Origin of the sequence: Mesobacillus harenae, from assembly GCF_013343715.1 — a bacterium.
GTDB lineage: Bacteria > Bacillota > Bacilli > Bacillales > Cytobacillaceae > Mesobacillus_A > Mesobacillus_A harenae.
Window position 1 is genome coordinate 78687 of sequence record NZ_JABUNR010000014.1, and the last position, 24563, is coordinate 103249.

Annotated in this window: 22 protein-coding genes; 21 read left to right on the forward strand and 1 reads right to left on the reverse strand. The window is 41.2% G+C overall.

The window, feature by feature from the left end; all coding sequences use genetic code 11:
• Positions 1 to 103: 103 nt before the first annotated feature.
• The 16 genes from accB (at position 104) to HRJ06_RS17170 (ending at position 17125) form a co-directional block, all read left to right on the forward strand.
• Positions 104 to 610 (forward strand): acetyl-CoA carboxylase biotin carboxyl carrier protein, encoded by a 507-nt coding sequence (accB, locus tag HRJ06_RS17095; RefSeq protein WP_174734177.1) that lies wholly within the window; start codon positions 104 to 106, stop codon positions 608 to 610.
• A gap of 12 nt (positions 611 to 622) precedes the next feature.
• Positions 623 to 1981, forward strand: coding sequence for an acetyl-CoA carboxylase biotin carboxylase subunit (accC, locus tag HRJ06_RS17100; protein ID WP_174734178.1), 1359 nt, complete (start codon positions 623 to 625; stop codon positions 1979 to 1981).
• 16 nt (positions 1982 to 1997) lie between these two features.
• Complete coding sequence (locus HRJ06_RS17105; RefSeq protein WP_174734179.1) at positions 1998 to 2408, forward strand: Asp23/Gls24 family envelope stress response protein; 411 nt, start codon at positions 1998 to 2000, stop codon at positions 2406 to 2408.
• A gap of 520 nt (positions 2409 to 2928) precedes the next feature.
• Positions 2929 to 3321, forward strand: coding sequence for a transcription antitermination factor NusB (gene nusB / locus HRJ06_RS17110; RefSeq protein ID WP_174734180.1), 393 nt, complete (start codon positions 2929 to 2931; stop codon positions 3319 to 3321).
• Between the two features lie 55 nt (positions 3322 to 3376).
• Positions 3377 to 4243: a bifunctional methylenetetrahydrofolate dehydrogenase/methenyltetrahydrofolate cyclohydrolase FolD gene (folD, locus tag HRJ06_RS17115; protein ID WP_174734181.1), complete on the forward strand. Its 867-nt coding sequence runs from the start codon at positions 3377 to 3379 to the stop codon at positions 4241 to 4243.
• A gap of 183 nt (positions 4244 to 4426) precedes the next feature.
• Positions 4427 to 5803: an exodeoxyribonuclease VII large subunit gene (gene xseA / locus HRJ06_RS17120; RefSeq protein ID WP_174734182.1), complete on the forward strand. Its 1377-nt coding sequence runs from the start codon at positions 4427 to 4429 to the stop codon at positions 5801 to 5803.
• Positions 5775 to 6008, forward strand: a complete 234-nt coding sequence (locus HRJ06_RS17125) for an exodeoxyribonuclease VII small subunit (protein WP_174734183.1) — start codon at positions 5775 to 5777, stop codon at positions 6006 to 6008. Before xseA ends, HRJ06_RS17125 begins: the two co-directional genes overlap by 29 nt.
• Complete coding sequence (locus HRJ06_RS17130; RefSeq protein WP_174734184.1) at positions 6008 to 6901, forward strand: polyprenyl synthetase family protein; 894 nt, start codon at positions 6008 to 6010, stop codon at positions 6899 to 6901. The genes HRJ06_RS17125 and HRJ06_RS17130 overlap by 1 nt, the downstream gene beginning before the upstream one ends.
• Positions 6902 to 7663: 762 nt before the next feature.
• Positions 7664 to 8269 carry a hypothetical protein gene (locus HRJ06_RS17135; RefSeq protein ID WP_174734185.1) on the forward strand — a complete coding sequence of 202 codons (606 nt, stop codon included), beginning with the start codon at positions 7664 to 7666 and terminating at the stop codon, positions 8267 to 8269.
• Positions 8270 to 8279: 10 nt separating this feature from the next.
• Positions 8280 to 10172 carry a 1-deoxy-D-xylulose-5-phosphate synthase gene (dxs, locus tag HRJ06_RS17140; RefSeq protein ID WP_174734186.1) on the forward strand — a complete coding sequence of 631 codons (1893 nt, stop codon included), beginning with the start codon at positions 8280 to 8282 and terminating at the stop codon, positions 10170 to 10172.
• A 3-nt stretch (positions 10173 to 10175) separates the two neighbouring features.
• Complete coding sequence (locus HRJ06_RS17145; RefSeq protein ID WP_174734187.1) at positions 10176 to 11018, forward strand: TlyA family RNA methyltransferase; 843 nt, start codon at positions 10176 to 10178, stop codon at positions 11016 to 11018.
• A gap of 269 nt (positions 11019 to 11287) precedes the next feature.
• Entirely contained in the window at positions 11288 to 11737 is a 450-nt protein-coding gene (gene ahrC / locus HRJ06_RS17150; RefSeq protein WP_174734242.1) for a transcriptional regulator AhrC/ArgR, read from the forward strand.
• A gap of 16 nt (positions 11738 to 11753) precedes the next feature.
• Complete coding sequence (gene recN / locus HRJ06_RS17155) at positions 11754 to 13445, forward strand: DNA repair protein RecN (protein ID WP_174734188.1); 1692 nt, start codon at positions 11754 to 11756, stop codon at positions 13443 to 13445.
• A gap of 126 nt (positions 13446 to 13571) precedes the next feature.
• Positions 13572 to 14861, forward strand: coding sequence for a SpoIVB peptidase (spoIVB, locus tag HRJ06_RS17160; protein WP_174734189.1), 1290 nt, complete (start codon positions 13572 to 13574; stop codon positions 14859 to 14861).
• Positions 14862 to 15426: 565 nt separating this feature from the next.
• On the forward strand, positions 15427 to 16212 hold the full coding sequence (spo0A, locus tag HRJ06_RS17165; RefSeq protein WP_174734190.1) for a sporulation transcription factor Spo0A: 786 nt from the start codon (positions 15427 to 15429) through the stop codon (positions 16210 to 16212).
• A 160-nt stretch (positions 16213 to 16372) separates the two neighbouring features.
• Positions 16373 to 17125 carry a glycerophosphodiester phosphodiesterase gene (locus HRJ06_RS17170; protein ID WP_174734191.1) on the forward strand — a complete coding sequence of 251 codons (753 nt, stop codon included), beginning with the start codon at positions 16373 to 16375 and terminating at the stop codon, positions 17123 to 17125.
• An 8-nt stretch (positions 17126 to 17133) separates the two neighbouring features.
• Here HRJ06_RS17170 and HRJ06_RS17175 read toward each other — a convergent pair whose 3' ends face one another.
• A complete protein-coding gene (locus HRJ06_RS17175; RefSeq protein WP_174734192.1) occupies positions 17134 to 17394 on the reverse strand; it encodes a DUF2627 domain-containing protein in 261 nt (86 codons plus the stop codon).
• A 160-nt stretch (positions 17395 to 17554) separates the two neighbouring features.
• Here HRJ06_RS17175 and HRJ06_RS17180 point away from each other — a divergent pair, with 160 nt between their 5' ends.
• From HRJ06_RS17180 to lpdA, 5 genes are all read left to right on the forward strand, one after another.
• On the forward strand, positions 17555 to 19624 hold the full coding sequence (locus tag HRJ06_RS17180; protein WP_174734193.1) for a sigma-54 interaction domain-containing protein: 2070 nt from the start codon (positions 17555 to 17557) through the stop codon (positions 19622 to 19624).
• 232 nt (positions 19625 to 19856) lie between these two features.
• The gene (gene yqiS, locus HRJ06_RS17185) at positions 19857 to 20762 is read left to right on the forward strand and encodes a phosphate butyryltransferase (RefSeq protein WP_174734243.1); all 906 of its coding nucleotides are present in this window, start codon (positions 19857 to 19859) and stop codon (positions 20760 to 20762) included.
• A gap of 31 nt (positions 20763 to 20793) precedes the next feature.
• Complete coding sequence (bcd, locus tag HRJ06_RS17190; protein ID WP_174734194.1) at positions 20794 to 21888, forward strand: branched-chain amino acid dehydrogenase; 1095 nt, start codon at positions 20794 to 20796, stop codon at positions 21886 to 21888.
• A gap of 122 nt (positions 21889 to 22010) precedes the next feature.
• Positions 22011 to 23102, forward strand: a complete 1092-nt coding sequence (gene buk, locus HRJ06_RS17195) for a butyrate kinase (RefSeq protein ID WP_174734195.1) — start codon at positions 22011 to 22013, stop codon at positions 23100 to 23102.
• Between the two features lie 24 nt (positions 23103 to 23126).
• Positions 23127 to 24548, forward strand: a complete 1422-nt coding sequence (gene lpdA / locus HRJ06_RS17200; protein WP_174734196.1) for a dihydrolipoyl dehydrogenase — start codon at positions 23127 to 23129, stop codon at positions 24546 to 24548.
• Positions 24549 to 24563 lie beyond the last annotated feature (15 nt).

A 24563-nucleotide genomic window follows, 5' to 3' on the forward strand; every position in this document is an offset into this window, starting at 1 on the left:
AAAATATGCCTTTAATATTCGCATATTGAATTTATACAAGGTATTATCGTATAGTATTAGTATCTAGTCATAACTATTTAGAATGGACAAGGGGTGCCAGCTAATGTTAAAAGTACAAGAAATCCGTGAGCTGATCAAACTAGTTGATCAATCAAGCATTGAAGAATTTGTTTATGAATATGATGGTTCTAAAATCAAAATGAAGAAAACTGCTTCAGGATCTCAGGTAGCCACACAAGCTGTAACGTCTGCCGCAGTTAAGGAGCAAAGCATTATTGAACAAGCGGAGCCGGCTAAGCCAGTACAGGCAGAAAAAACTGAAAGTGTTAAGCCTAGTCAGCCGGAAGAGGTCAAAGAAGATAGCGCAAACTTACATAAAATTACTTCTCCAATGGTCGGTACATTTTATAAATCACCATCACCTGACGCAGACGCTTATGTCAAGCCAGGGGCAAAGGTTACAAAGGACTCAATAGTCTGTATAGTAGAGGCAATGAAACTATTTAATGAGATCGAAGCCGAAATTAATGGGGAAATTGTGGAAGTACTGGCTGAGGATGGCCAGCTAGTGGAATATGGTCAGCCATTATTTTTAGTTAAGCCCGAATAGGAGCGAATTGAAATGATAAAAAAACTGTTAATTGCAAACAGAGGAGAAATAGCGGTTCGAATTATCCGAGCATGCCGGGAACTCGGGGTAGAATCTGTGGCAGTCTTTTCCGAAGCTGACAGAGAAGCGCTTCACGTGCAGCTTGCGGACGAAGCTTATTGCATTGGACCTACAGCATCGAAAGACAGTTATTTAAACTTTACCAATATTATCAGTGTTGCCAATCTTACTGGGTGTGATGCTATTCACCCCGGATACGGTTTCCTGGCGGAGAACGCTGATTTTGCAGAGTTATGCCGGGAATGCAATATTATATTTGTAGGACCTTCACCAGAAGCCATTCAGAAAATGGGCACTAAGGATGTTGCCAGGGAGACGATGCGGGAAGCAAATGTTCCCATCGTGCCAGGATCTAAGGGTATTGTGAAGACTGATGAAGAAGCTACAGGCTTAGCAGAGAAAATCGGTTATCCGGTTATCATTAAAGCTACAGCCGGGGGTGGAGGCAAAGGAATAAGGATTGCCCGGACTGAACAGGACTTAATTAAGGGAATGAATATTACCCAGCAGGAAGCGATGACAGCTTTCGGAAATCCAGGTGTTTATATTGAAAAGTATATCGAGGATTTCAGGCATGTAGAAATTCAAGTGCTAGCTGATAATTACGGAAATGTCATCCATCTGGGTGAAAGAGACTGTTCGATTCAGAGGAGACTTCAAAAACTGCTTGAGGAAACCCCTTCACCTGCCCTGGATGGTGAAGTTCGTGAAGAAATGGGGAACGCAGCTGTAAAAGCAGCGAAAGCAGTTGATTATACAGGTGCAGGCACGGTAGAATTTATATATGATTATCGCAATCGCAAATATTATTTTATGGAAATGAATACAAGAATCCAGGTCGAGCACCCTGTCACTGAGATGGTCACGGGGGTAGATTTGATAAAAGAGCAGATTAAAATCGCTTCAGGTGATAAGTTAAGTATTACTCAGGCAGAAGTCACGTTCACAGGATGGTCAATAGAATGCCGCATTAATGCTGAGAATCCTGCGAAAAACTTCATGCCGTCAGCCGGTAAAATTAACATGTACCTTCCTCCAGGAGGGTTCGGGGTCAGAGTTGACTCAGCCGCTTATCCAGGATATACAATTCCCCCATATTATGACTCGATGATTGCTAAGGTCATTACATACGGTAATAGCCGTGAAGAAGCGATCTCCAGGATGAAACGTGCCTTGAGTGAATTTGTAATTGAGGGTGTTCATACGACAATTCCGTTCCATATAAAACTGCTCAGCCATGAGAAGTTTATAGAGGGCGATTTTAACACCAAATTTTTAGAAATGTATGATGTCTTGAATTCAGAAGAATAACCAGGAGGTGCCAACAATGAGTGAAAACAACCATGTACTTGAAATGAACCAGGAAGACGGCGGGCTAGGCAAAGTTGAGATTGCTCCAGAAGTAATTGAGGTCATTGCCAGTATAGCTGCATCTGAAGTAGAGGGTGTTTCCCAGATGCGCGGAGGTTTTGCTGCAGGTGTTGTTGAAAGACTCGGCAAAAAAAACCATGGTAAAGGTGTAAAGGTAGAATTGTCTGAAGAGGGCATTAAGGTGGATGTCTATTGTGTTATGAAATTTGGCATTTCTATCCCAGTTGTCGCCCAAAAGATCCAGGATAACATTCGCCAGGCGCTTTTAAATATGACAGCTCTTGAAGCCGCTGAAGTAAACATTCATGTGGTGGGCATACAATTCGAAACCCCAAAACAAGAAAATGATTACGAACAGGAAGTCTAGGCTTTTCTTTAAAAGATAAGAAAGTATATTATTTTGAACATTGACTACTGTCTAGCTCCAGCGCCTAACCCCTCGAGTCGCTTCGGTCCAGCTGATGAAGTCAAGGTAGACTTCACCTTCTAACCCAACAGCGCTTGTCGGGCTGTTCAAGGCGCTTGCGCTTTTGTTCAGAAACCAAAGGCATTTTTTGTCTTTGGTTTTTTTATAGTTGAGTTTATTATAAAAACCTTAGGTGCAGATGATCACATGCGTTGTCTGCAAGTTCGCAGCTTTGTTCTTGCTGAAGGCAAAGAACGACTTAACTACAAGCCTTGCAGGGCAAATTGATATGCTGTTCAATGAACAGTACAGCATACTGATTGGCCAAGTTTTGATAAACTTGCCGAAATGAGGAAAAATAGTAGGGAAGCATGCATATAGGAAAAACTTGTGCTATGATTTTGATAACTGAAAAGCAGTGAAGATCCAAGCTTTTTGCTTTTCTTATCATTCAGAAGCCGAAAAGGAGTCATAGAATAGAATGAAACGAAGAACAGCTAGAGAAAAGGCATTACAGGCACTTTTTCAAATCGATTTAAGCAAGGCAGATACGAGTGAGGCAATCGAGCATGTTCTTGAAAATGAACCTGCAGATGATTATATGACAAGGCTGGTAGGCGGAGTTGTAGAGCATCTGGAAGAAATTGATGAAATGATTAAGGGAAAGCTTGAAAAATGGACCATGGACCGAATCGCAAACGTAGATAGAAATTTGTTGAGAATTGCTGTTTATGAATTAATATATTGCAGAGACGAAGTCCCGGCCAACGTAGTTCTGGATGAGGCAATAGAAATAGCGAAAATATATGGGGACGATCAATCCAGCCGGTTTATTAATGGAGTACTATCCAAAATTAAGCATGATTTAGCATAATTACAGTTACTAGGCAGGTTTGATTAGGTACTCCTTATTGTGAGGGGGAAGGCAAATGACAGCTGTTTTAATTGATGGGAAAGAAATTGCCAGAAAAAAAAGGGTCGAAATTGCGGATGAAGTAAAAGAATTAAACGAAAGAAATATCATCCCAGGTCTCGCAGTCATACTTGTTGGAGATAACCAGGCCTCAAAAACATATGTTAACAACAAGCAAAAAGCCTCCAAAGAGGTGGGGATGCATTCTAGCTTGATCACTCTTTCAGACTCAGTAACTGAACAGGAGTTATTGGAAAAAATTGAGGAACTAAATCTTGATTCCTCCATTCATGGCATACTTGTGCAGCTTCCTTTACCAGCTCATATTGATGAGATTAAGGTGATCGAAACCATTTCTCCTGAAAAAGATGTGGATGGTTTTCACCCTGTTAATATTGGCAGGCTAATGACGGGACAAGACGCCTTTTTTCCTTGTACACCCTATGGGATAATGGTTATGCTAAAGGAAACTGGTATTGATCCAGAAGGGAAAAATGTTGTTATTGTAGGGAGAAGCAACATTGTTGGGAAACCGTCTGGGCAATTATTCCTGAACGAAAATGCTACGGTTACATACTGTCACTCAAAAACGAAAGACCTAAAAGCACATACTAGGGCTGCAGATATACTCGTAGCTGCTGTTGGCAGGGCAGACCTAATTACAGCAGACCATATTAAAGAAGGTGCTGTGATCATAGACGTAGGGATGAACCGGAATAACTCTGGGAAATTATGTGGGGATGTCTCTTTTGATGAAGTGAAAGACAAGGCTGGCTATATCACTCCGGTTCCGGGCGGTGTAGGTCCTATGACAATTGCCATGCTTTTGTTGAATACATTAAAATCTGCCAAAAAGGCTCTTCACACTGTACCGAGTAAATAATTGCTAATCTGTCCTTATCTATGTAAGATTTTAAAAAGCCTAGGATCATTTGAACAATGAGGCTATTAAATCAACCTGGATATGGACAGTTTTATTTTTGCATTCTTGAATAGTATTTTTTAAGGCTTGTGAAAGGGTGCCTGCCAATAAGTCTTTATAAATATTGTATACAAAGGAGTACCTATGAAAGAACACCGTTATCTATCAGTTAGTGCTCTAACCAAATACATAAAAAGAAAATTTGATGCGGATCCACATTTACAGGACGTTTTTGTTAAGGGAGAAATATCTAACTTTAAGCAGCATTCCAGTGGCCATATGTATTTTACGCTGAAAGATGAAAAGGCAAGAGTGTTAGCTGTTATGTTTTCTAGGAATAATCGTGCCATGAAATTCAGGCCCGAAAATGGCATGAAAATCTTAATAAGGGGAGAAATCAGTGTTTACGAGCCAAGTGGACAGTATCAAGTATACATAAAAGAAATGCAGCCAGACGGTATCGGTGCGTTGTTTCTAGCATTTGAACAGCTCAAAGAGAAACTTGAATCTGAAGGGCTTTTTTCTCCCCGACATAAACAGCCCCTTCCAAAATATCCAAAAGTAATTGGTGTTGTTACCTCTCCGACAGGTGCTGCAGTCCGTGATATTATAACAACAATAAAAAGAAGATACCCAATTGCGAAAGTCCTGATTTTCCCTGCTTTAGTTCAAGGCGGGCAGGCAGCTCCCTCCATAGTTAAGGCGATTAAACAAGCGAATAGCAGAACGGATGTTGACGTCCTGATTATCGGACGTGGGGGAGGGTCAATTGAGGAGCTTTGGTCATTTAATGAAGAATCGGTTGCACGGGTTATCTTTGATTCCAGGATTCCGATAATTTCTGCAGTTGGCCATGAAACAGACTTTACGATAGCAGATTTTGTTGCTGATATGAGAGCTCCAACGCCAACAGGGGCCGCCGAAATCGCTGTACCTCATATTGACGAATTAATGGATAGAGTTCTAAACCGGCAGACAAGGCTGTTAAGATCGATGAAGGAAAAAGTCAATTTTCAGCAGGAACGGTACAGCCGATTAAAAAAGTCCTACGCATTTAGGTATCCTAAAAGGCTTTATGAACAAAAGCTTGAACAATTAGATAAGTGGACTGATTCTTTAATGAAGGGTGCCCACAGGCTTTATGAAACAAAATCGGAAACTTTATTGATATTCAAAAAGCGTCTGAGCAGGGTTCATCCAGAGCAGCTTAGAAAAGAATCAGAAGATGATCTTCGCCGTACGGTGCGTTCCCTCAATAGGGGAATGGAGGTCATTTTAAAAAATAAACAAAATGAGTTCACTAATATGGTCTCAACTTTGGAAGCTTTAAGCCCTTTGAAGATTATGGAGCGAGGTTACAGCCTTGTTTATACAAAGGAAGGAAGCCTCGTTAAGAAAACAGCTAATTTAAAGAAAAATGATGCTATAAAAGTCCAATTATCAGACGGTGTAATTCATTGTAAAATTTCTGGAATCGAAGGAGAGAAAAATAATGGCGAAAGAAAAAAAACTGACCTTTGAAGAGGCAATGGAAAAGTTAGAAGGAATTGTCGAGCAGCTTGAGGAAGGGGATATTCCTTTAGAAGAAGCCATTAGTTTTTATAAAGAAGGAATGGAGCTTTCGAAGCTTTGCCACGATAAACTTAAAAATGTTGAAGAACAGCTGGCTCAAATAGTTACGGAGGGCGGGCAGACTGAAGGCTTCTCGATAACAGAGGAGGAATAATGGTGGAAAATAGATTATTTAAGGAGTTCATTGCAGAATATAATCTTTTATTAGAAGTGAGAATGGCAGAGATTGTCAGCCAAATGTCAGCTTCAAGTCTTCTTAAAGATTCGATGTTATATTCTCTCAAAGCTGGAGGGAAAAGAATCAGGCCGCTACTCATGTTTTTAACGATAAAAGCGTTCGGTCAGGATCCAAAGAAAGGGCTGGATGTAGCTGCAGCAATTGAAATGATACATACTTATTCTTTAATTCACGATGATTTGCCAAGCATGGACGATGACGACCTTCGAAGAGGGAAGGCTACTAATCATAAAGTGTTTGGAGAAGCTGCTGCTATTTTGGCCGGTGATGCTCTTTTGACGTTAAGCTTCAAGTTGATTGCGGATATGTCCGGAGAAATTCCGGCAACAACCAAATTAGAATTAATTAGCGAACTGTCCAAAGCCGCTGGAGCAGAAGGAATGGTTGAGGGGCAATCTGCCGATATCCAGGGAGAGGGGAAAGAATTATCTCTGAATGAGCTTGAATACATCCACACTTATAAGACGGGGAAGCTCCTAATGTTTAGTGTTCTTTCAGGGGCTATTTTAGCAGGAGCAGATTTCCACGAAAAAGAGAAACTGGGGAAATTTGCTCATCACCTTGGGCTAGCATTTCAAATTCGAGATGACATTCTCGACCTTGAGGGAACTGAGGAATTAATCGGTAAGCCCGTCGGAAGTGATACGGTTAACAATAAAAGTACATACCCGGCGCTCCTGACTATGGATGGAGCAAAAAAAGCGCTTGAGGACCATATTCGATTGGCGAATGAGGCACTTTTGTCAACAGGACTTGAGACATCCATGCTTGAAGAAATGACCGAGCTAGTAGCCAGAAGATTACATTAAGCCCGGTGAATTGAGAAAAAATTAATTATATGATATAATATTTTGTGTTATAAGGATGGTGCAGTATTCTAGTCAGTCTACCGTTCCTGAAGGTGGGCCTAAAAATCCACTAAAGGGCACATCGATGAAGTTCCTTGCTTTGGCTTGAGGCGCCCAGCCTTGGGTCAATTCAGGGAGTAAGGTTTAAGGGCGATCTGCAATGGCATGTGGGCGATGACCCTTTAACCGCGGAGGCCCCGGTTATTTAGTTTTACGATCGTAAAGTTAGGTGCCGGGTTATGAACCTGCAGCGTGATCCATGGGGAATCATAAGCAGCGTAGCCTGCCTTGAGTGAAGCATGAGGGGATTGCGGTAACAGAGGAATACATTAGGTGGCCATTAATATATTCCTTTTTCGCCCGTATGAAATCTGCTTTGCAAAAGAGGATAGGGAGCAGGTTAAAGGCTGTAGAGGAAATCTCCTAGACTGTTCGACTTTGTGACATGTAAAGAGGATTATAGTGCGGACTAAGTGGTAATCCAGTCTAGCTGCTGGCGACACAGCTAAGGCAGATTTAAAGGGAAACCGCCGGTATGGCAACATTCGGTATTTGCTTGGGAAAACCTACTGGACCTAAGCCGTAATTTTAACTCTTTATATGGCCATCCATTTCTCTCATTTCTTGTTTAATACAGGGAGAACCTTAAATGGTTTCTCCATTTACATAGTACATGTTTTTAAAATATTTAGTTTTAAAACTCCCGCAAAGGCGTACGATAAAGTGAAGAAACTACTGTTAAGTACAATGAAGTGGAGTATAAGCATTGCCGTTATCACGTTTGTGTTAGCGGCTCTTTTTTCAATTACTTCCAATATGATTTTAAATGAAGTTGCCTGGGGAACAGGGCTTGGTGTTGTTTTTATTATCGTTCTGATTGGTATATTTTTTGATATGATTGGGATAGCAGCTACTGCCGCTGATGAAGTTCCATTCCATTCTATGGCCTCCCAAAAGGTTTATGGTGCCAAACAAGCAATTAAAGTTGTTCGCAATGCCGACCGGTTTGCAAGCTTTTGTAATGATGTCATTGGAGATATATCAGGAATCATAAGTGGAACAGCGGCTGCTATCGTCATTATGCAGCTGACCTTAGCCTTCCGTATGGGCCAAAGCTCACTGTTTGAATATGTTATTTCAGTGACCCTCACAAGTACAATAGCAGCTATAACCGTTGGAGGAAAGGCAATTGGGAAGTCCATTGCTATCCGGTACTCGAAAGATATTATCTTTCAGGTCGGAAAGGTCCTTCAGTTTATTGAAGAGAAATTTCATATAACCCTTATAAATGATAAAAAGCGGAAAAATCTAAGTCAGAAACGAAAGTGAGTGGTCCGATATGGATCTGTTATCAATCAAAGACCCGTCCTTCTTGAAAAAACTGTCCAATGAGGAATTGGAGGCACTTAGCCAGGATATTAGACAATTTTTGATAGAAAAGCTTTCCAACACCGGCGGCCATATCGGACCGAATTTAGGTGTAGTGGAATTAACTGTTGCACTTCATAAGTGCTTTGATAGCCCGAAGGATAAATTGATCTGGGATGTAGGACACCAATCCTATGTTCATAAAATTTTAACTGGGCGTGCCTGCCAGTTTGATACATTACGCCAATATAAAGGATTATGCGGTTTTCCAAAAATGATTGAGAGTGATCATGATGTATGGGAAACGGGGCATAGTTCTACTTCTCTTTCTGCAGCTATGGGAATGGCCATTGCGAGGGATATTAAAGGGGAGGATTCACATATCATTCCAATTATCGGGGATGGTGCCCTTACTGGGGGAATGGCCCTAGAAGCATTGAATCACATCGGCCATGAAAAGAAAAATATAATCGTTATCCTAAATGACAATGAAATGTCAATCGCTCCAAACGTCGGAGCCCTTCATAATGTGCTTGGCCGTTTACGTACGGCTGGAAAATATCATTGGGTGAAGGACGAATTGGAGGTTCTCCTAAAGAAAATCCCTGCAGTGGGCGGACGTGTTGCATCAACAGCAGAAAGAATAAAGGATAGTTTGAAGTATCTTTTTGTTTCTGGGATGTTTTTTGAGGAGATGGGCCTTACCTATCTAGGTCCAGTAGATGGACATGATTATGAGGCCTTATTTGAGAATCTGGCCTATGCAAAAAAACAAGAAGGTCCTGTATTGCTTCATGTGATAACGAAAAAAGGAAAAGGATTCGATCCTGCAGAAAGTGACAAGATAGGAACCTGGCATGGAACAGGGCCATACAAAATGGAAACAGGTGATTTTGTTGGACCAGTTAATGCAGCCCCAGGCTGGAGCAAATTAATCAGTGAAACTGTTCGGAGATTAGCCCGTGAGGATAACAGGATAGTAGCTATCACCCCAGCCATGCCGGTAGGATCCAAGCTTGAAGGGTTTGCAAGCGAATTTCCTGATCGAATGTTTGATGTAGGAATTGCTGAACAGCATGCTGCAACAGTTGCCGCAGGCTTGGCTACCCAAAAGATGAAACCATTTTTAGCTATTTACTCCACATTTCTGCAGCGTGCATATGACCAGGTTGTACATGATATATGCCGCCAGAATTTAAATGTCTTTATTGGAATAGACAGAGCAGGCCTCGTTGGGGCTGACGGGGAAACCCATCAGGGCGTTTTTGATATTGCCTTTTTAAGACATCTGCCGAACTTAGTCCTTATGATGCCTAAAGATGAAAACGAAGGACAGCATATGGTTAATACAGCAATAAATTATGATGATGGTCCTATTGCTCTGCGTTTTCCGCGCGGCAACGGATTAGGCGTTCCAATGGACAAGGAATTAAAGACAATTCCTATCGGTACCTGGGAAATCCTCCGAGAAGGCAGAGACGCCGCTATTCTTACCTTCGGAACAACGATTTCAATGGCCATGCAAGCTGCTGAACAGCTTGAAAAACTCGGTATTTCAGTTAGAGTAGTCAACGCCAGATTCATTAAGCCGCTTGATGAAAAAATGCTTACAGATATGCTAGAGGAAAATATACCGTTTATAACAATAGAAGAAGCTGTTTTGCAAGGTGGTTTTGGCAGTTTTGTGCTTGAATATGCACATGAGCAAGGATACCATCAAGCTAAAATAGAACGAATGGGCATTCCGGATAAATTTATTGAGCATGGCAGTGTGAAAGAACTTCTTCAAGAGATCGGGCTGACTGCCGAAGTGGTGGTTCAGAAATTGCAAAAACTTGTCAGACTCAAACAAAAAAGGGCGTAACAGATGAAAAGTAAAAAGGAACGTTTAGATATCCTCCTTGTTGAACGAGGCCTTGCCGAGACAAGGGAAAAAGCAAAGCGTGCTATTATGGCTGGAATTGTTTTTTCAAATGAAAACAGGCTGGACAAGCCGGGAGAGAAAATTAGCATCGATTTGCCGCTCACTGTAAAAGGGAATGTTCTTCCCTATGTGAGCAGAGGCGGGTTGAAGCTTGAAAAAGCACTTAAGGTCTTCAACCTTGATATTAAGGACAAAGTGCTTCTTGATATCGGTGCTTCCACAGGGGGGTTTACTGACTGTGCTCTCCAGCACGGAGCAAAAAAGTCTTACGCTTTGGATGTAGGCTATAATCAGCTTGCCTGGAAACTTAGGCAGGACGAGCGCGTAACGGTTATGGAACGAACTAATTTCAGATATGTAACGCCTCAAGATCTGGATGGGGAGATGCCTAATCTGGCTTCAATAGACGTATCGTTCATATCCTTAAAATTGATCCTCCCCGTACTTAAAACTCTCCTTGTACCTGAAAGTGATGTGGTGGCCTTGGTAAAACCGCAATTTGAGGCGGGGAGAGCCCAGGTTGGAAAAAAGGGCATTGTCAGAGATCCGAAAGTACATGAGCAAGTAATTGACAAGATCATTCAGTTTGCATCAGCCGAGGACTATCAAGTAAAAAACTTATCATTTTCCCCCATTACAGGAGGAGACGGCAATATCGAGTTTTTGCTTCATCTTAAGTGGGCTGGTGAAGGAAAAGGGAAGCAGATGTTGCCAGAATCGCCACTCGAGGTTGTACTTAAAGCCCATCAAGAATTTAAAGATAAAGTAAAGAAGACCGAAGAATAGGAAGCAGCCTATTTCCGGTCTTTTTTTATGGGAGTTCAATCTGGATGGTCAAGTAAGTGAACCAGCAGGAGACGATTATATAACGCAGCTATTCCCTTTTAGGCTCTAATTAAAGACCAAAATCTGTTGCTCATTATACATATATTGTTATATTTATGTATAATTTGCCCGAAAGATTGTACATTATGGAAAAATCGGCTAACATAAAAGGACAAAAAGATTTTATTGAATGTTCCAGTGTTTTATTGATGATTATAGAGGTGATTAAGATGAATAAAGGCCAGCGGCATATTAAAATTAGAGAAATCATAACAAACAATGATATTGAAACACAAGACGATCTTGTCGACCGATTAAAGAATGCTGGGTATAATGTGACACAGGCAACTGTGTCAAGAGATATTAAAGAACTGCATCTTGTAAAAGTTCCACTGATGGATGGGAGATATAAATACAGCCTTCCCGCCGACCAACGATTCAATCCTTTGCAGAAGTTAAAAAGATCTTTGATGGATGCGTTTGTTCGAATTGACCATGCAGGGCATATGCTTGTTATGAAAACACTTCCTGGTAATGCCAATGCCATTGGGGCTTTAATCGATAATCTTGATTGGGAGGAAATTCTTGGGACCATTTGCGGTGATGATACGATATTAATCATATGCAGGACACCAGAACACACGGAACTTATTTCCAATCGCTTTTTAGAAATGCTGTAAGGCGAGGTGTTAATCTTTGTTAAACGAATTATCAATAAGAAATTTTGCGATTATTGAAGGACTCTCGGTCTCTTTTAAAAAGGGCCTTACAGTTTTAACTGGTGAAACAGGGGCAGGAAAATCCATTATTATTGATGCTGTTCACCTGCTTGTTGGCGGCAGGGGTTCATCTGAATTTGTTCGCCACGGAGAAGACAAAGCTGAGATTGAAGGACTATTTTTCCTTGATACACTCCATCACCCCTGTTATAACAAGGCTAAGGAATTCGGAATTGAGATTGAAGATGGAATGATGGTGCTGCGTCGTGATATCGCAAGCAGCGGTAAAAGCGTCTGCAGGGTTAATGGGAAGCTTGTTACTATCGCTGTTTTAAGGGAAATCGGCTCCACCTTGATAGATATTCATGGCCAGCATGAACATCAGGAGTTAATGGATGAAACTAATCATTTTATGCTCCTGGATCAATTTGGATCAGATGAAATATTCCCCGCGGTTAAAGAATATCTTCAGGTTTACCGAACGTACGAGCAGACTGAGAAAAAGTTGAAAAGCCTTAGTGAAAACGAGCAGCAAATGGCTCATAGGCTTGATTTAATCCAATTTCAGCTTACTGAAATACAGTCCGCCCAATTAAAGCTTAATGAAGATACCGACCTTCTTGAAGAGAAAAGAAAGCTCGGCAATTTCGAAAAGATATATGAATCCATTCAAGGCAGCTATGGAGCGCTACAGGGCGATCAGAAGGGCCTTGATTGGATTGGCATGGTTATGGACAACCTCCAGGCTGCAGCTGATCTTGAGCCATCCTACAAAGAAATGTATGATGCCGTGGCGACTAGCTTTTATGCTCTTGAAGATACAGCTCACAATCTAAGAAACGAGCTCAATCAGCTGGAGTATGATCCGCAGCGCTTAAATGAAATAGAAGAACGCCTCAACGAGATTAATCAACTCAAACGTAAGTATGGAAAAACGATTGAAGAAATATTGGAGTATTCTGCAACAATTGAAGAAGAGATAGAAACAATTGAAAACAAAGAAGTCCATATTGGTCAAATCGAAAAGGAACTTATCTCACTTAGGAAAGACCTTGCAATTGAAGCCAATAATCTTAGCAGTTTAAGGAAAAAGTGGGCAAAAAAGCTGACGAAACTAATTCTAAAAGAACTAAAAGACTTGTATATGGAGAAGACAGTCTTTGAAGTGAAATTTCATGCTGCACCGGAGACCTATACGAAAAATGGGATGGATCGGATAGAATTTTATATCTCTACAAATCCTGGAGAACCATTAAAGCCGCTTTCAAAAGTTGCTTCAGGCGGAGAATTATCCCGTATTATGCTGGCGTTAAAAAGTATTTTTTCCAAACATCAGGGAGTTACGTCAATAATTTTTGATGAAGTTGATACCGGTGTCAGCGGAAGAGTGGCCCAGGCGATTGCAGAAAAGATTTATAAAGTATCAGTTGATTCACAGGTTCTTTGTATTTCTCACCTGCCGCAAGTTGCTGCTATGGCGGATACTCACCTCTATATTACCAAAACAATTAAGAGCGGACGTACACGGACATCGGTTCTTCCGTTAAATGAAGCAGAAAAAATTAGGGAAATAGGCCGGATGATTTCTGGGGTAGAAATAACAGATTTAACGAAGAAGCATGCGGAAGAGCTTTTACTCCTTGCGCATGACATGAAAACAGCAACTTGAAAAGCTATCCAAACTGGGTAGCTTTTTTATTTATTTAAAGGTTATAAATGCTCCCTGTGAAGGCAAAATTAAAGATGTAGCCATTAGTGTGTGTGTGTGGACTAGAAGCGAGGAGAGTGAAAAGGATTGAGTAAAGAATTTCTCAGAAGGCTAATTGGTGGAATTCTCCTTGTTTCATTAATTGCAATCGGCTTCTCACAGCCCATGCAAAACTATTTATCGATTCCAAATGAAATAACATTGTTTGAGGGGCAGGAACTGCAATATCCCAAATCAGTATCTGCCAACGCAACAGTTAGCATAGAAAATAACAGTGTAGCATTAAATCAGGACCGTCAAACTGTCTCGTTAGAAGCGAAGGAAAAAGGAAAGAATGAGATGGTTTTAGAGCTTGCCGGTTTCCCGATAAAAAAAGTTGATGTTAATGTATTAAAGAACTTCAAGGTTATACCCGGGGGACAGTCGATAGGTGTAAAACTTAATACAGTTGGAGTGCTTGTTGTGGGCCACCACCAAGTTGATTCTGCTGAAGGAAAGGTATCACCTGGCGAGAAGGCCGGTATAAAAATTGGGGATATAATCACTGAGATCAACGGAAACCCAATCGAAAATATGAGTGAAGTCGGACCGTTTGTCCAAGAATCTGGAAAAAAGGGAAAACCTTTAAAATTAGTGCTTAAACGTGAAAATGAAAAACTAGAAACGGAACTTCAGCCTGTACAAAATAAAGATGAAAGTTCCTATAAGCTTGGATTATATATCCGTGAATCTGCTGCAGGGATTGGAACGATGACGTTTTATCATCCGCAGTCTAAGAAATATGGTGCTTTAGGTCATGTGATATCAGACATGGATACAAAAAAGCCAATTGTTGTAGAAGACGGGCAAATTGTCCGATCAACGGTAACAGCTATTGAAAAGGGAAGTAATGGAGATCCTGGAGAAAAACTTGCCCGCTTTTCGTCTGATCGCGAAATAATTGGCAATATAACAAGAAACAGCCCCTATGGTATCTTTGGGAAATTAAACAAAAATATACAAAATAAAGTACTGGATAAGGCAATGCCAATATCATTGTCTCATCAAGTTAAAGAAGGACCAGCAAAAATATTGACTGTCGTCGACAATGATGAAGTAAACCTCTTCGACATTGAAATTGTCAGTACGATTCCGCAAAAGTTTCCTGCAACAAAAGGAATGGTTATCAAGGTAACCGATAAAAATCTCCTTCAAAAGACTGGGGGAATCGTCCAGGGAATGAGCGGCAGTCCTATCATACAGGATGGAAGGCTTGTCGGAGCTGTTACACATGTATTTGTTAACGATCCGACAAGCGGATACGGTGTCCATATCGAATGGATGCTGAATGAAGCTGGGATTGATATATATGAAAAACCACGGGAACAAGCAAGTTAAAAAGAAAAGCTGCTAATCATTAAACGTTCCGTTATGAGGAGATACAGTCAAATTTTTATTATAGAAAGCACCCTACAGTAGAACCAATAAAAGCCGTTGATTTCATATACTGAAATCAACGGCTTTTATTCTTTCGCCATTGTCGAACTGCGACATCACTGTCACTCTAATAAATACAATTTGTTATTCGGCTCGAGCTGTGCCTCCCGTTCGTCCCTGCCTTGGGGGTATCACCGTCTCACTATAAAGCGGGAAGCTGTTTCTTTTCCGAAAGCTGAAGAGTGTCCAGCGGAAAGCGAGCCATGTTTACGATTAGCATCAATCAAGCTAAAAAGAGAGCCTATTTTAAAGAATATTCGACAAAATCTAATGCTATTCCTTGTCAAATTGCGAAAATAGTCGAAAGCGAGAGAAATACAAAGCAATTAGAAGAAAAAGCGTCTTTTTTAAGAAAAATTAAAAAATAAAAGGAATTTGGGTTGCATTGTCGAATTAGTAATTTACAATAGAATTATTGAGAATAGAAAATAATTGAAGATAACAGGATTCGAGGAGGAACTATTCAGTGAATAAAATAAAGGTTTGTGTAGTGGATGACAACAGAGAATTGGTAGGGTTGCTGGAGGAGTATATCTCTTCTCAGGATGATATGGAAATTACAGGGGTGGCACACAACGGACAAGACTGCCTTGAAATGTTAGAAGATGCAGATCCTGATGTTCTGCTTTTAGATATAATCATGCCTCATTTGGATGGGTTAGCCGTTTTAGAAAAGCTGCGTGATATGAAGCAAGGGATGATTCCAAACGTCATTATGCTCACAGCATTTGGTCAGGAAGACGTAACAAAAAAGGCTGTAGAACTAGGGGCTTCCTATTTTATTCTTAAACCATTTGATATGGATAACCTTGGAGGCCATATCCGCCAAGTAAGTGGTAAAGGCAAGGTTGTTGCTAGAAAGTCCTCCTCCTCGTATCGATCAGCAGAACAGAAGCCGAGAAACCTTGATGCGAACATTACTAGCATTATTCATGAAATTGGTGTGCCAGCCCATATTAAGGGTTATCAATACTTAAGAGAAGCAATTTCGATGGTTTACAACGATATCGAGCTGCTTGGCTCTATTACTAAGGTTTTATATCCTGACATTGCCAAAAAGTTTAACACAACTGCCAGCAGGGTTGAACGTGCTATCCGTCATGCAATAGAAGTGGCCTGGAGCCGTGGCAATATTGATTCAATATCCTCGTTATTTGGCTATACAGTCAGCATGACAAAAGCAAAGCCCACTAACTCCGAATTTATTGCAATGGTGGCTGACAAGCTTCGATTAGAGCATAAAGCTTCTTGAAAGCAATAATTTAATAAACTTTTTGAACTTATACTTTATCTAGAGTCCAGTAAATCATTGGTTTATTGGGCTTTTTAACGTGAATGGTACCCAATAAGGAAACATATGTTAAAATAATCTCAAAAATAGTGATTACTTTATTATGAAAGGGAGTATCAGAGTGACGCTTATTTTTGCTCACCGCGGCTATGCCGCCGCCTTTCCTGAAAACACCATGAAAGCATTTAGGGAGGCAGAAAAAGCTAGTGCAGATGGTATTGAACTAGATGTTCAGCTGACAAAAGACGGTGAGGTCGTCGTCATCCATGATGCTAAAGTCGATAGAACGACGGATGGAAAGGGGTATGTAAAAAATTTCGAATACAAAGAACTAAAAAAGCTAAATGCCGCCTATAAAAATGAATCTATAGAGATGGAGCCGATTCCTTCCTTGCGAGACGTACTTGGCTGGCTGGCAGAAAATAACCTTATCTGTAACATTGAAATAAAAAGCGGATCTGCTGCTCCAGGTGAGTTAGAAGAAAAAGTCATTAAAATGGTAAGGGAGTTTAAATTGATTGACCGTATTATTATATCCTCTTTTAATCATTACAGCATTGTATACTGCTTTCGTTTGGCTCCTGATATAGAGATTGCTCCTCTTTTGGCTGAGGGATTATACATGCCATGGGTTTATGCTGAATCTATTCAGGCCAAAGGCTTTCACCCCCACTATGCCGCAGCTCCAAATGAGATTATTAAGGCGTCTTTGGAAAATAATATCTCGATCAGGCCTTATACTGTAAATAAAGAGTCTGATATGAGAAGACTTTTTGGTGAAGGCTGTACAGCACTTATCACGGATGACCCTGTGAAAGCATTCAAAATTCGAAAAGAAACGATTAGTAGCGCAAACAACAATAAAAGACCATGATCCTCAGATCATGGTCTTTTATTGTTTGGTTGGTTATCAGTTTTGAAGCGGGCTTGAACTTTGTTTTTTTTACGGTCGCGATGTAAAACAAAACCGGCAATAAAGCCGAGGCCAATAATGAATAAGAGCAAACCGATGACAAATTGAAGTGCTAAATTACCAAATGGAATTTGTTGAATACCAAAAACCATATCTCGCATTAGTTTAATCCCATATGCGGCTAAAAAGCCGGGAATCAATAAGATGATTAAGGCAATTATTCTAGACATATCTAAGTCCTCTCTAAGAAATGAGCCAATAATAAAATGATAAGACATTAGAGATATTTGTCAAGCTGTAAAAAAGACTTTAAAATAATAGTGAAATAAATTGCATACTTAAGATTAAAAATACGCAAAAAATTTCACGAAAGAGCAAAGGGTGTTAAGAATGCAAAATGTATTGATTGTTGGTGCTGGAAAAGGCGGTACAGCCGTTTTAAAAATATTAACAGAAACGGCTGTCTTAAAAGTAATAGGTGTTGTGGATCTGAAACCGGATGCACCAGGGTTGAAATTAGCAACTGCCGAGGGTATACAGACGGGGAATGACTGGCGGCCATTCTTAGCCCATGATATAGACATTATTATCGAAGTGACAGGTAAGGAAAACGTTTTTCGGGATCTAAGAGATTCCCGTGGAAAAAACACCGTTTTAATTCCGGGCAGTGTGGCCTTTATGATTGCAAAGCTTTTAGAAGAAAAGGAAGACTTAATTTCTAGGCTGCAAAATACTACTTATAAACATGATCTGATTTTTAATTCGACTGATGATGGAATGGTTGTTATTGATCCTCAAGGAATTGTCACCTTATTTAACCGAAGTGCTGAAAAAATTATTGGTATTAGCCAGGTTGAAGCAATTGGCCGCCATATTTTACAGAGCATCCCTTCCAGCCAGCTGCCTCGTATCCTTACTTCAAGGAGAATTGAAGCAAACCAGGAACTGGTCCTTGCAAATGGCTCCAAGATTATTACCACCAGAATCCCTATTATCGATGAGACGAATCAAGTGATAGGGGCTTTTTCGGTATTTAAGGATATAACTGAAGTTGTTAACCTTGCAAAAGAACTCACCAATTTGAAGGAAATACAAACCATGCTTCAAGCAATTATCAATTCAAGTGAAGAAGCAATTTCTGTTGTTGATGAAAATGGAAGAGGAATTTTAATTAACCCAGCCTATTCAAGAATCACGGGTCTAAGTGAAGATCAAATAATTGGCAAGCCTGCAACAGCTGATATTTCCGAAGGGGAAAGCATGCACATGAAGGTACTTCAGAACCGGAGGCCGATAAGAGGAACAGCTATGCGAGTAGGACCGAATAAACGCGAAGTTGTGGTAAACGTTGCACCTGTAATTGTGGATGGAAAGCTAAAGGGCAGTGTTGGGGTTATTCATGACATGTCAGAAATTAAAAGTTTAAATAGGGAGCTCAGCCGCGCTCGCCAAATCATTAGGACGCTAGAAGCAAAGTACTCCTTTCAGGATATCCTGGGGGACTCGGAAGAAATGACAATTGCAGTGGAACAGGCGAAGCTAGGAGCTAAGACCCCTGCTACAGTCCTGCTGAGGGGCGAGTCAGGAACAGGCAAAGAACTATTCGCCCATGCGATTCATAATGCCAGCGACAGGAAGTACAATAAATTTATACGGGTTAATTGTGCGGCCATTTCGGAAACGCTATTGGAGAGTGAGCTTTTTGGTTATGAAGAGGGAGCTTTTTCAGGAGCAAAAAGGGGCGGCAAAAGAGGATTTTTTGAAGAAGCTAATAATGGGAGTATCTTTCTCGATGAAATAGGTGAATTGCCAGCTAATACTCAAGCCAAGCTTCTAAGAGTTCTGCAAGAACAAGAGATTGTCCGAGTGGGAGGAACGAAGCCAGTTTCAATCAACGTCCGAGTTATTGCAGCTACCAATGTAAACCTTGAAAAAGGTATAGCTAATGGCACTTTTCGTGAAGATTTATATTATCGGCTCAGCAGAATGCCTATTCACATTCCTCCTCTTAGGAGACGCAAGAAGGATATCCCGCTGATTTCGGAAAGACTTATTATGAAAATTAATCAGGATTACGGGAGAAATGTAGATGGAGTTTCAGATTCGGGGCTGCAAAGACTGATGGATTATGATTGGCCGGGAAATGTACGGGAATTAGAAAATATTCTGGGAAGGGCCATTATATTTATGGGCTACAATGAGACTATCATAACTGACTCACATCTTCCGGAACTTAAAAGCATTCATCATAAAGATACAGAAATGAAGTTTGAACAAATGCCCCCGCATCAGGAATCTCTGGCCGTTTTAATGGACAAACATGAAAAAGCGATCCTAATCCAAGCATTAAGCCAACACAAAGATAATAAAACTTTAACAGCCAAGACTTTAGGAATTTCTGTCCGCAGTTTGTATTATAAACTCGAAAAGTTCGGTCTTGCAAAGAATAGCATGCAATAAGTTGCGCAATGTGCAAAATGTTGCATGGTTTTTCGTGCATTAATAAAGCGATTACACAGTTTACTGTTTTGGCATGCTTCTTGCATATTGTTACATCGAATGAAGATTTTATAAGTAATGAATTCAAAATCGAGGAAACTAGCTCGTGCTCATTCTTTTTTACGCAATTTGCGTTATAAAGCAGCCTATGGCAGGGACACCAGCGTTCGTTATAGAAAGGGTTGATGGAGAAGTGAAACTGGATTCCCTTCTAACAAGGGCAACCCAACTTGAAAAAAAGATTGTAGCTGTTGCTGCTGCTGAGGACGAAGAAGTTCTAGAAGCAGTTGTGTTAGCTGTTAAAAGAAACTTAGCGGATTTTCTTCTGTTTGGTGACAGTGAGAAGATAATGAGGATTTTAGCGAGGCTTTATCCAGAATATGCTTCAAATCCAAGCTTGATCATTTTACCGACCACAAGCCTGGAATCAGCTGCAGAAAAAGCAGTTAAGGCAGTAAATCAAAAGGAAGCAGATGTTTTAATGAAAGGCAATGTTACGACAGCTCTTCTGCTAAAAGCGGTCCTTAACAAGGATTACGGATTGAGAACAGGGAGGGTACTTTCTCATGTCGCTGTTTTCGAAGTCGAAGGTTTCGACCGTTTTACTATTATAACGGATGCCGCCATGAATATTGCTCCTGATCTTGAGACAAAAGTACAAATTGCTGAAAACTCTGTTGGAATTGCAAGGTCGATTGGCATTAGTGTTCCAAAGGTTGCTCCCATTGCTGCCGTAGAGATTGTTAACCCATCAATGCAAGCAACAACGGATGCAGCACTGCTCACTCAAATGAACAGGCGCGGACAAATAAAAAATTGTATTATAGATGGCCCGCTTGGATTGGACAATGCAGTTTCGTCACTTGCTGCGGAACATAAGGGGATTGTGAGCGACGTTGCAGGGCAGGCTGATATTCTTTTAGTACCTTCCATTGAAGTAGGAAACACTTTATATAAATCGTTAATCTATTTTGCTCATGCAAAAGTGGGGGCTGTGATTGCCGGGGCAAGAGCTCCAATCGTGTTAACATCCAGAGCTGATACTGCAGAAAGCAAGCTTTATTCACTTGCTCTTGCATTATGCTCTGTAACTAGATAAAACAAGTTTATTCATTTGGGGAGGAAAAGAAGTGGAAATTTTTAAGTATCTTGAACAATATGATTACGAGCAGGTTGTTTTCTGCCAAGATAAACAATCTGGTCTAAAAGCAATCATTGCTATTCACGACACGACACTGGGACCCGCTCTTGGCGGAACGAGGATGTGGACTTATGAATCTGAAGAGGCAGCTGTTGAAGATGCCCTTCGGCTCGCAAAGGGTATGACATATAAAAATGCAGCAGCAGGCCTAAATCTTGGCGGAGGGAAAACGGTTATTATTGGAGACCCTCGAAAAGATAAGAACGAAGAAATGTTCCGGGCTTTTGGCCGGTACATCCAAGGGTTGAACGGCCGTTACATTACAGCGGAAGATGTTGGAACAACTGTTGCAGACATGGATTTAATCCATGAAGAAACGGATTATGTTACAGGTATTTCGCCTGCATTTGGTTCTTCAGGGAACCCATCCCCAGTTACGGCTTACGGTGTTTACCGAGGTATGAAAGCAGCAGCAAAAGAAGCGTTTGGGACTGATTCTCTCGAAGGGAAAGTAATCGCTGTACAGGGAGTGGGAAATGTTGCATTTACACTATGCCGTCATCTTCATGATGAAGGTGCACAGTTAATCGTAACTGATATTAACAAAGAGGCTGTTCAGAGGGCTGTTGAGGAATTTGGTGCAACAGCTGTTGAACCAGATGAAATCTATGGAGTAGATTGTGATATTTATGCCCCATGCGCACTTGGAGCAGTCATTAATGATATAACGATTCCGCAGCTTAAAGCAAAGGTAATCGCGGGGGCGGCAAATAATCAGCTTAGAGATGTCCGTCACGGAGATATAATCCATGAACTTGGTATTGTCTACGCACCGGATTACGTAATAAATGCAGGAGGGGTCATTAACGTTTCTGATGAATTGTACGGTTATAATCGCGAGCGGGCCCTGAAAAAAGTAGAACTAATTTACAGCAATATTGAAAAAGTAATCGAGATTGCCAAGCGTGACGGCATTCCAACATATAAAGCGGCTGATCGAATGGCTGAAGAACGGATTGAAAGAATGAGAAACTCCCGCAGCCAGTTTTTGCAAAATGGCCATCATATACTAAGCCGCCGTTAAGGGAGACAGATTCTAAGCGCTGAATGGTCCATTCGGCGCCTCTGCTTTTAATAAAGGCATAAGCTGGGGTTAATAACGGTTCAACTTTAGGAATCGTTCTAATGAAACTGGAGGTTTAGACGTTGCAGCAGACAGAGTATCGGATTCTGGTCATAAATCCGGGATCAACATCCACCAAAATAGGGGTTTTCGATAATGGCATTTCTGTGGTGGAAAAAACAATTCGCCATGAGGCAGAAGTGATCAGTACCTATGAAAACATAATTGACCAATATGAATTTCGAAAAAACACGATCCTGGAAACCCTTGATAATGAGGGGATAAATATATCAAAGTTAAGTGCAGTTTGCGGTCGGGGCGGCCTGCTTCAGCCTATAGAGGGTGGAACTTATGCTGTAAATGAGGAGATGCTTGCTGATTTGAGGATTGGTTATTCAGGGCAGCACGCTTCTAATCTGGGGGGGATTCTTGCTTTTGAAATTGCCTCTGGTTTAAATATCCCATCGTATATTGTTGACCCTGTAGTGGTTGATGAGCTTTCCCCGATCGCCCGCATTTCCGGATTCTCACTTATCGAAAGAAAGAGTATATTCCATGCGTTAAATCAAAAAGCTGTAGCCCGCCGAGTAGCCAAGGAGTTAGGGAGAAGATATGAAGATCTAAATTTAATTGTTACACATTTAGGCGGAGGGATCACTGTTGGCGCCCATAAACAGGGCAGGGTAGTTGATGTTAACAATGGCTTGCATGGAGATGGGCCTTTTAGTCCCGAAAGAGCTGGAACTGTTCCGGCAGGCGATTTAGTATCCCTATGTTTTTCTGGTGATTATTTCCGTGATGAAATCATGAAGAAGCTAGTCGGCCAAGGGGGGCTCGTAGGGTATTTGGGTACTAATGACGCACTTAGAGTGGAAAAGATGATTGAAAAAGGGAATGACCAGGCTAAATTGATTTACTCAGCGATGGCTTATCAGGTAGCTAAAGAAATAGGATCAGCAAGTGCAGTGCTTTCCGGGAAGATTGACGCTATTGTTCTTACGGGCGGTTTAGCCTACGGCAAGGGATTTGTAAATGATATATCTGAACGAGTTAGCTGGATTGCAGATATCATTGTCCATCCTGGTGAAAATGAACTTCAAGCTCTAGCTGAAGGCGCGCTGCGTGTGCTTGGGGGTGAAGAAGAGGCAAAAACCTATCCGGTAAATGGCAGTTAAGGGTATTAAAGGAGGGAATCTTAGATGGCAGAAGAATATGACTTGGTAATTATTGGAGGAGGCACAGGCGGTTATGTGGCGGCAATCCGTGCTGCCCAGCTCGGACTAAAGACAGCTGTAGTCGAAAAAGGAAAAATGGGTGGTACTTGTTTACATAAAGGGTGTATACCGAGCAAGGCGCTCCTGCGCAGTGCGGAAGTTTTCGCCACGGCTAAAAAAAGTGAGGAGTACGGAGTTATTACCTCGGAGGTCAAGCTTAATTTTCTAAAGGTCCAGGAAAGAAAGCAAAAAATCGTTGACCAGCTTCATAAGGGAGTTCTCCACTTAATGAAGCAGGGGAAAATCGATGTGTTTGAAGGCACTGGAAGAATTCTGGGTCCCTCGATTTTTTCTCCGATGGCCGGGACTGTATCGGTTGAAATGAATAATGGCGAGGAAAATGAAATGCTCATACCTAAGAATGTAATCATCGCAAGCGGCTCCCGTCCCCGTTCCCTTCCTGGAATGGAAGTTGATGGTCATTACATTCTGACCTCCGACGAGGCACTTGCTTTGGAAGCTCTTCCGAAGTCAATGATAATTGTTGGCGGTGGAGTAATTGGGATTGAATGGGCTTCAATGCTTTCAGATTTCGGTACAGAAGTTACAGTCATTGAGTACGCAGATCGTATTATTCCAACAGAAGACAAGGAAATCTCTAAAGAGATGCAAAGGCTGATGAAAAAAAAGCGTGTTAAAGTAATCACCAGCGCCAAGGTTCTTCCTGAAACTCTTCAAAAAGGCGACGGTGTAACCATCAGTGCAGAAGTTAATGGTGAACAAAAAGAGTTTCATGCTGAAAAGCTGCTTTTATCTGTTGGTCGTCAGGCTAACGTGGAGGGGATGGGTCTGGAAAACACCGACCTTGAAGTAACAAAGGGGTATATTGCAGTTAATGAGTACTTTCAGACCAAAGAGTCTCATATTTATGCTATTGGCGATGTAATTGGCGGCCTCCAGCTAGCCCATGTTGCCTCCCATGAAGGCAAAATTGCCGTTGAGCATATTGCAGGCAGCAAACCGGAACCACTTGATTATAACCGAATTTCTAAATGTATTTACAGTTCACCAGAAGCTGCCAGTGTAGGTCTGACAGAAGATGAAGCAAAAGGCAAAGGATTCAATGTTAAAATCGGAAAATTTTCTTTTAAAGCAATTGGGAAAGCTTTAGTGTTTGGGGAAACAGACGGATTTGTGAAGATTGTAGCAGATAAAGATACAAATGATATTTTAGGTGTCCATATGATCGGTCCCCATGTGACAGATATGATCTCAGAAGCAGGGCTCGCTATGGTGCTAGATGCAACCCCGTGGGAAGTTGCGAATACTATTCATCCACATCCATCATTATCGGAGGCAATGGGTGAGGCAGCTCTTGCTGTTGACGGAAACGCAATCCACTCTTAATTTTTTTGAAAAAGC